The sequence below is a fragment of the Shewanella sp. AC34-MNA-CIBAN-0136 genome, assembly GCF_040309945.1.
Classification (GTDB): domain Bacteria; phylum Pseudomonadota; class Gammaproteobacteria; order Enterobacterales; family Shewanellaceae; genus Shewanella.
Genome location: NZ_JBEOPJ010000078.1, coordinates 1 through 264, shown reverse-complemented (window position 1 = coordinate 264; position 264 = coordinate 1). Strand labels below are relative to the sequence as shown.

Genomic DNA, 264 nt, shown 5'->3' with positions numbered 1-264 from the left:
GCTTAACGTCATCGCCAGTCTCAGCAAATGCACAGGGATTAGATGCAACCACACACGCGAATATTCACGACAAGCTTGCTCGCGCGCTTGGCATTAAGACGGTTCAAGTCAATGCGTTTGTCAAACTTTTTGATGAGGGAGCAACCGTTCCTTTTATTGCGCGTTACCGCAAAGAAAAAACCCAAAATCTCGATGACGCGCAGCTTAGAGCGTTAGAGAAGTCCCTTAATTACGAGCGCGACATGGCAACCCGCCGCCTCAAAA

General features: G+C 48.9%; 1 protein-coding gene. It reads left to right on the top strand.

The window, feature by feature from the left end; genetic code table 11:
* Positions 1–62: 62 nt before the first annotated feature.
* Positions 63–264, top strand: a 202-nt coding sequence (locus AAEY94_RS20735) for a Tex-like N-terminal domain-containing protein (protein ID WP_350979929.1), incomplete at its 3' end; no start/stop codon positions are given.